This is a genomic window from Micromonospora sp. NPDC005413, assembly GCF_040606435.1.
In the GTDB taxonomy this organism is placed as follows: Bacteria; Actinomycetota; Actinomycetes; order Mycobacteriales; family Micromonosporaceae; genus Micromonospora.
Genome location: NZ_JBEXEV010000015.1, coordinates 118,897 through 125,215, shown reverse-complemented (window position 1 = coordinate 125,215; position 6,319 = coordinate 118,897). Strand labels below are relative to the sequence as shown.

At 68.2% G+C, this 6,319-nt stretch carries 7 protein-coding genes and 3 tRNA genes; all 10 read right to left on the bottom strand.

What is annotated here, in order from left to right:
* Nucleotides 1-112 precede the first annotated feature (112 nt).
* The 10 genes from nusG to ABZS37_RS18245 all read right to left on the bottom strand — a co-directional run bounded on the left by nusG (nt 113) and on the right by ABZS37_RS18245 (nt 6,044).
* Nucleotides 113-835, bottom strand: coding sequence for a transcription termination/antitermination protein NusG (gene nusG / locus ABZS37_RS18290; RefSeq protein WP_355170310.1), 723 nt, complete (start codon nt 833-835; stop codon nt 113-115).
* A gap of 39 nt (nt 836-874) precedes the next feature.
* Nucleotides 875-1,270 (bottom strand): preprotein translocase subunit SecE, encoded by a 396-nt coding sequence (gene secE, locus ABZS37_RS18285; protein WP_355170308.1) that lies wholly within the window; start codon nt 1,268-1,270, stop codon nt 875-877.
* Between the two features lie 213 nt (nt 1,271-1,483).
* Nucleotides 1,484-1,556, bottom strand: a tRNA-Trp gene (locus ABZS37_RS18280).
* Nucleotides 1,557-1,685: 129 nt separating this feature from the next.
* Complete coding sequence (locus ABZS37_RS18275; RefSeq protein ID WP_355170306.1) at nt 1,686-2,078, bottom strand: MaoC family dehydratase; 393 nt, start codon at nt 2,076-2,078, stop codon at nt 1,686-1,688.
* Between the two features lies 1 nt (nt 2,079).
* The gene (locus tag ABZS37_RS18270; protein WP_355170304.1) at nt 2,080-2,526 is read right to left on the bottom strand and encodes a MaoC family dehydratase N-terminal domain-containing protein; all 447 of its coding nucleotides are present in this window, start codon (nt 2,524-2,526) and stop codon (nt 2,080-2,082) included.
* A gap of 124 nt (nt 2,527-2,650) precedes the next feature.
* Nucleotides 2,651-2,818 (bottom strand): 50S ribosomal protein L33, encoded by a 168-nt coding sequence (gene rpmG / locus ABZS37_RS18265; RefSeq protein ID WP_007073056.1) that lies wholly within the window; start codon nt 2,816-2,818, stop codon nt 2,651-2,653.
* Between the two features lie 133 nt (nt 2,819-2,951).
* A tRNA-Met gene (locus ABZS37_RS18260) sits at nt 2,952-3,024 on the bottom strand.
* 24 nt (nt 3,025-3,048) lie between these two features.
* A tRNA-Thr gene (locus ABZS37_RS18255) sits at nt 3,049-3,121 on the bottom strand.
* Between the two features lie 93 nt (nt 3,122-3,214).
* On the bottom strand, nt 3,215-5,743 hold the full coding sequence (locus ABZS37_RS18250) for a bifunctional diguanylate cyclase/phosphodiesterase (RefSeq protein ID WP_355170302.1): 2,529 nt from the start codon (nt 5,741-5,743) through the stop codon (nt 3,215-3,217).
* Between the two features lie 112 nt (nt 5,744-5,855).
* Nucleotides 5,856-6,044, bottom strand: coding sequence for a hypothetical protein (locus ABZS37_RS18245; protein WP_355170300.1), 189 nt, complete (start codon nt 6,042-6,044; stop codon nt 5,856-5,858).
* Between the last annotated feature and the right edge of the window lie 275 nt (nt 6,045-6,319).

Here is a 6,319-nt window from a genome sequence, read left to right as displayed (position 1 = left end):
TCGGCACGCTCGCCCCGATCGGAACGCTCGCCCCGATCGGAACGCTCGCCCCGATCGGAACGCTCGCCCCGGTCGGCACGCTCGGTGCGCTCCGCCCGCCGCCGACGACCAGTCAGATCTTGGCGACCTGGTTGAAGTTGAGCTCCACCGGCGTCTCGCGACCGAAGATCGACACCAGCACCTTGAGCTTCTGCTGGTCGGCGTTGATCTCGCTGATCGTGGCCGGCAGCGACGCGAACGCGCCGTCGGTGACGGTGACCGAGTCGCCCACCTCGAAGTCGAGGACCTTGATCTCCGGCTTCGTCTTCTTCTGCTCGGTCTCGACGGCCGGCGCCAACCACTTCAGCACCTCGTCAAGGGAGAGCGGGGCGGGCCGGTCGGCCCGGTCGGTCGCGCCGACGAAGCCGGTCACGCCCGGGGTGTTACGGACACACGAGTAGGACTCGGCGGTCAGCTCCATCCGGACCAGGATGTAGCCCGGGAAGACCTTGGCCTGGATCTGGGAACGCTTGCCGTTCTTGACCTCGATCTCTTCCCGGGTCGGCACCTCGACCTGGTAGATGAAGTCTTCCATGTCGAGGCTCGTGATCCGGGTCTCGAGGTTGGTCTTGACCTTGTTCTCGTACCCGGCGTACGAGTGCACCACGTACCAGTCACCCGGCGCGTAGCGCAGCTTCTGCCTCAGCTCGGCGACCGGGTCGTACTCCTCGTCCGGCGCGGGCTCAGTCGTTGGGAACTCCGGCTCGCTGGCGGCCTCAACCGACTCGTCACCAGCCGCCGTCGCGACCGTGGACTGCTCGTCCACCGGTCCGGCGGTCTCGTCGTACTCAGGCACGCTCGCTCACTTCCGTCACTATCGGCTGGAGGCAGCCGGTCAGTCCGAGTTGCCGAAGACAAACAGCACGACCTTGGCGAAGCCGTAATCCAGCACGCCCACGATCGTCAGCATCACCGCGACGAACGTCACCACCACGGCGGTGTAGGTCAGCAACTCCTTGCGGGTCGGCCAGATGACCTTACGCAGTTCGGCCACAACCTCGCGGAAGAACCGGGCGATGCGGCCGAACACGCCCACCCGACCGGTTTCCGACCGGGTCGTGGGCCGGCTGTCCGCCGACTCCGCCCGGGCACGCGACCGCGTCGCGGTGCCTCCCCGGGAGACCGGCTCGTCCGCGCTGGTGGCGTCGTCGTCAGCTACGTCGTCGACGACCTCGTCGTCCAGACGATCGTCGCCGGCGTCCTCGTCGCCGCGCCGCTTGTTGTCGGCCACTTCGCCCTCCGTCGCGGAATCTCGGGTCGCACGCCGAGCGGCGTGCGCAGCGCTGGTCACGCCGGCCGGGCCCAACCGTCCCGCGACGGGCCGCGGCCGGTGGATCATCCGGAGGGCCCGATTGCCTCGGAACCACCCCGCCGATGCCACCACCACGGGCCGGACGCCGCCATGCTGGCGGCGCGACCCACGGGAACGGTCAGGCCTGAGGCGCAGGGGTGACAGGACTTGAACCTGCAGCCTGCGGTTTTGGAGACCGCTGCTCTGCCAATTGAGCTACACCCCTATGCGGCAACACTCGCCCCACGCGGTCACAGACGACCGAGCAGGGGTCACTTGCCCCACGGCGGACCAGTGTACGGGTACCCGCCCGACTTTCCCAACCGGTCTCTCCGCCACGCGTGGCGGGCTCGGTTCAGCGTGCCGTCCGGATGGTTGCCCGGGCCTGCGCGAGCACCTTCTCGCCCAAGCAGGTGGCCGTCACGTCGAGTCGGGTGAGGCCGTCCTCGGTCACCTCACGAACCTTCGCGGTGACCTCGATCTCCGTCCCCTGGTCGTCGTCCGGGACCACCACCGGCCTGGTGAAGCGGACGCCGTAGTCGACCACCGCGTCGGGCGCCCCGGCCCACTCGGTGACCGCCCGGCCGACCAGCGCCATGGTGAACATGCCATGGGCGATCACTCCGGGCAGACCCACCTTGGTGGCGACCCGGTCGCTCCAGTGGATCGGGTTGAAGTCGCCCGAGGCGCCGGCGTAGCGGACCAGGTCCGCGCGGGTCACCTGGAACTTCTTGGCTGGCAACTCCATGTCAGGCCTCCCCGCGTACGACGATCTTGGACCAGACGGCGACCACCGGTTCCCCGCCGACGGTGCTCACGTCGGTGCGTGTGGTCAGGAAGCCGTGCCCGCCCCGGGTGCTGACGTCCTCGATGGTGTTGGTGCAGACCAGCTCGTCGCCCGCGACCACCGGCCGGGTGTACGCGAACCGCTGGTCGCCGTGCACCACGCGGCTGTAGTCGACGCCCAGGACCGGGTCATCGATGATCTGCTGGCTCGCGGCCATCGTGAGGATCACCGGGAAGGTCGGCGGGGCCACCACGTCGGGGTGGCCCAGCGCCTGCGCGGCCGCCGGGTCGTGATGGGCCGGGTCGGTGGCGCCGATGGCGCTGGCGAACTCACGGATCTTTTCTCGGCCCACCTGGTAGGGGGCGGTCGGCGGATAGGTCCGGCCGACGAAGGAAGGGTCCAGAGGCATGCCGCGAACCTACACGGGAAGCGCAATCGCCGATCTGGTCGGCAGGCGGCGGCGGAGCCGCACCAGACCGGTCAGATCGGCGATTGGAAGCTTCGACAGCGGCCGGCGTGAAGCCGGCCAGCGGTCAGCGGGTCTCGCGGTGGACCGTGTGCCGACCGTCGCGCGGGCAGAACTTCTTCAGCTCGATGCGGTCGGGGTCGTTGCGACGGTTCTTGCGCGTGATGTAGTTGCGCTCCTTGCACTCCACACACGCCAAAGTGATCTTCGGCCGGACATCGGTAGCCTTCGCCACGGCGGAGTGCCTTCCTCGCTAACGGAAACGAACTACGACGCGCCAGCCTAGACGCTGGCAGCGCGGACATGCAAAGTGGGCGCCGGAAGCGCCCATTCCTACGACCACCGGCAACGAGCCCGGAAGACGAGAGTAGCGGTGGCCGGACTTGAACCGGCGACACAGCGATTATGAGCCGCTTGCTCTACCATCTGAGCTACACCGCTGCGATGGGTCCAGCTGAACCCTCGAGCCCCCTTACGGAATCGAACCGTAGACCTTCTCCTTACCATGGAGACGCTCTGCCGACTGAGCTAAGGGGGCCTGCGCGACATCCCCGTGGGGCGCGCAGAAGTAAGAGTACACGGCCCGGCTCGACAGGTGAAATCGGATTGCCGGTGATCGTCTGTGCCCTGCTCAAGGCACGACACGAAGGCGCGGAAGCTCCCCATCGGAGATCGTTTCCGGCTCGACCTGGGCACCGAACCAGGCGGCCAACCGTTCGTACGGCAGCGGCCGGCTGAACAGGAAGCCCTGCCCGATCTCACAGCCGATGTCCTGGAGAAGCTCCAGGGTCAACTCACTCTCCACGCCCTCGGCGACCACCGCCAGGCCGAACTGCTGAGAGAGGGTCACCACGGCGTTGACGATGGCCAGGTCCCCCGGGTCGGTCGCCATGCCCTGCACGAACGACCGGTCCACCTTCACCTCGTGCACCGGCAGCCGGCGTAGATGCGCCAGAGACGAGTCGCCGGTGCCGAAGTCGTCCACCGACAGCCGGACACCGAGATCACGTAGCCGTCGCAGGGTCGGGATGGGCCGGTCTGTGCCGTCCAGCACCCCCGCCTCGGTGATCTCCAGGGTGAGTCGCTGCGCCGGCACCTGGTACTCGGTCAGCAACTCCTCAATCCGGTCCGGGAAGTGCTGGTCGGTGAGCGTACGGGCCGAGAGGTTGACCGCGATGGGCAGCGGCTGATTGGCCAGCGCCCAGTCGCGGCTGCGGCGCAGCCCCTCGCGGAGCACCACCTCCGTGAGCCGGCTCAACTGGCCGGTGTGCTCGGCCACCGCCACGAAGTCCTCGGGAGCGACCGTGCCGTGCGCCGGGTGCTCCCACCGAGCCAGGCACTCGACACCGACCAGGCGCCGGTCCCGCAGAGTCACCTTGGGTTGGAAGTAGACCTCCAGCTCGTCCCGATCCAGTGCGCGGCGCAGATCGCTGGCCAGACCCAGCCGGCGCAGCGATCGGGACTCCAGCGCAGGGTTGAACAGCTGCACGCTGCCCGGCACCGACTTGGCCGCCGTGGCCGCGAGGTCGACCCGAAGCAGCAGGGTCGCCGCATCGCTGCCGTGATCGGGGTGGACGGCCACCCCGACGGCGGTGTTCACGTCGAGGGTGAGCGCGTCGAAGACCATCTCGTCGCGGATCTGGTCACGCAGTTGGCTCGCAAGCTCCAACGCCGCGTCAGCGCTCTCCAACCGCAACGTCACCAGGAACTCGTCACCGCTCGCCCGGCCGACCAGAGCCGAGGACGGCGCGCTGGCCCGCAGCCGTTTGGCAACCTCGGCGAGGACCTTGTCACCCGCCGCGTGACCGAGCGACTCGTTGACCTGCCGCAACCCGTCAACGTCGAAGAGCAGCAAGGCCACCACTTCGCCGTCAGTACGGATCTTGACCGACTCTTCCAGCGCGCCGGTGATCCGCCGCCGGTTGGGCAGCTTGGTCAGGGCGTCGTGGTACGCGTCGTGTCGCAGCCGATCGACCAGCCGAGAATTCTCCAGGGCCACCGCGGCGTGCGCGGCCACCGTCTCGAAGACCGCGATGTCGGCGGGCGTGAAGTTGTTGCCATCACCGAGGCGATTGGCCACCTCGAGGGTGCCGATGACGACCTGACCCGACCGCAGCGGCACCACCACCGCGTCCTTGATCCGCCGTTCGGCCAAGTCGGCGCGGAACTCTCCGTCGGTGGTCACGCCGCGGCCGACGGCAACCGTGCGCCGGGTGTCGCGGACCCGCTCCCGGATCGTCTGCGGGGTGAGCGCCAGGTCGAGCAGACCGGGATCGTCCACCCGGGCGGTCAACAAGGTCTCGGGGTGCCGCCCCTGGGCCGGGAGCCACAGCGTCGCGTACTCCACCTGCATCAGAGCGCGGACCCGCCCGAGCAGCGCGTCCGCCAGCGTGCCGCTCTGCCCGCTCTCGACCACCGCGCGGGTCAGGTCGTACAGGTCGGTGAGGGTGCGGTGCTGACGAAAGAACTGGGCGTAGGCCCGATAGACCAGGACAAGGCCGGCGCCGAGGGCAGCGAGCAGGAGCAGCGACCACCACGTGCTCCGGACCAGGATCAGCACGATCAGGCCAACCGACACGTTGATCGCCGCGGTGAGCACCGCCGGCGTGGCGGTACGCAACGTCCCGCGCCCGGTCTGCCAGCCGTGCAGCAACGTGTGCACCGCAGCCACGCTGGCGTAACTGACCAGGATCACCATGCTCACGGCGGCGAAGATGCTGCCCCACGTGCTTGGCCCCACCCCTTTGAGGGGCGGAAGTGCCTGGAGGACCAGGACGGCCAGTGACGTCCCCGCAGCGGCCCGCGCCACGTTGAACCACACTTTGGGCGCCGAGAACCGCTGCCGAGTGTGGGTGATGAGCGACGTCAACGTGTAGATGACCACCACCGTCAGCGGCGGCAGAAAGTAGAGCGCGAGGACCATCGGCAGCTCGGTGAGCGTGACACCGATCGTCTGCCGCCGAACAACCAGGCTGAGCAGCGGCAACCCAGCCACGATCATGAGGACGAGAAGAAGGGCCGCCTCCGGCCAGTCGCCGAATGGCTCCTTCGCGACCAACCCCGTGATGGTGGCGCAGGTGACCGCGATCAACGCGAGTGGCGCGGTGATGATCCATGCGTCCTCGGACGACCTGCGCCGGGGTTGACCGCGACCGATCACAGCGCTCCTTCGGAATGACGCCGAGCGGTCACGACACCGTCACGGAGCACTCCGTCAATGACGTGTGGCGCCCCGAACAGCCACATTGGATGACGGACCCAGGGCGCCCAGCTCACTGCCAGACGATGTCGGCAGTCTGCGCGGTCGGCGTGGCGAGGTCGCCAGGCTTTACCTGCCAGACAATGTCGCCAGCCTGCACCTGCCAGACGATGTCGCCAGCCTGCACCTGCCAGACAATGTCGCCAGCCTGCACGCTGCCCCCTGCGCTGCCACCGAGATTGACACCGCCGATGCCGCTCACGAGTGCGGCGAGGACTAGAAGTGAGCCAAACAGTCGGCCCAACCTACGACCAGACATGATTGCTCCTGTCGGAAAGTATCGCGGGGGTAGTGGAGGTTCCACGATCGTGCCACAGTGCGGGCAACCAGAGAAGTGGCGGACGGCCCGACTGGCCCCACCGTCTGTGACTTCCCGCCGTTCGGCCCACCGCCCTCGTCACACCGGACCAGATCACGAGCCTGCGGGGCAGCTCACCGCTTCGTACAGCGTTGAATACGACCTTCAACACAATTCGG

Coding starts and splice junctions, on each gene's coding strand:
- ABZS37_RS18275 (WP_355170306.1), bottom strand. CDS start 2,078: ATGGAGTTGCCAGCCAAGAAGTTCCAGGTGACCCGCGCGGACCTGGTC.
- ABZS37_RS18270 (WP_355170304.1), bottom strand. CDS start 2,526: ATGCCTCTGGACCCTTCCTTCGTCGGCCGGACCTATCCGCCGACCGCC.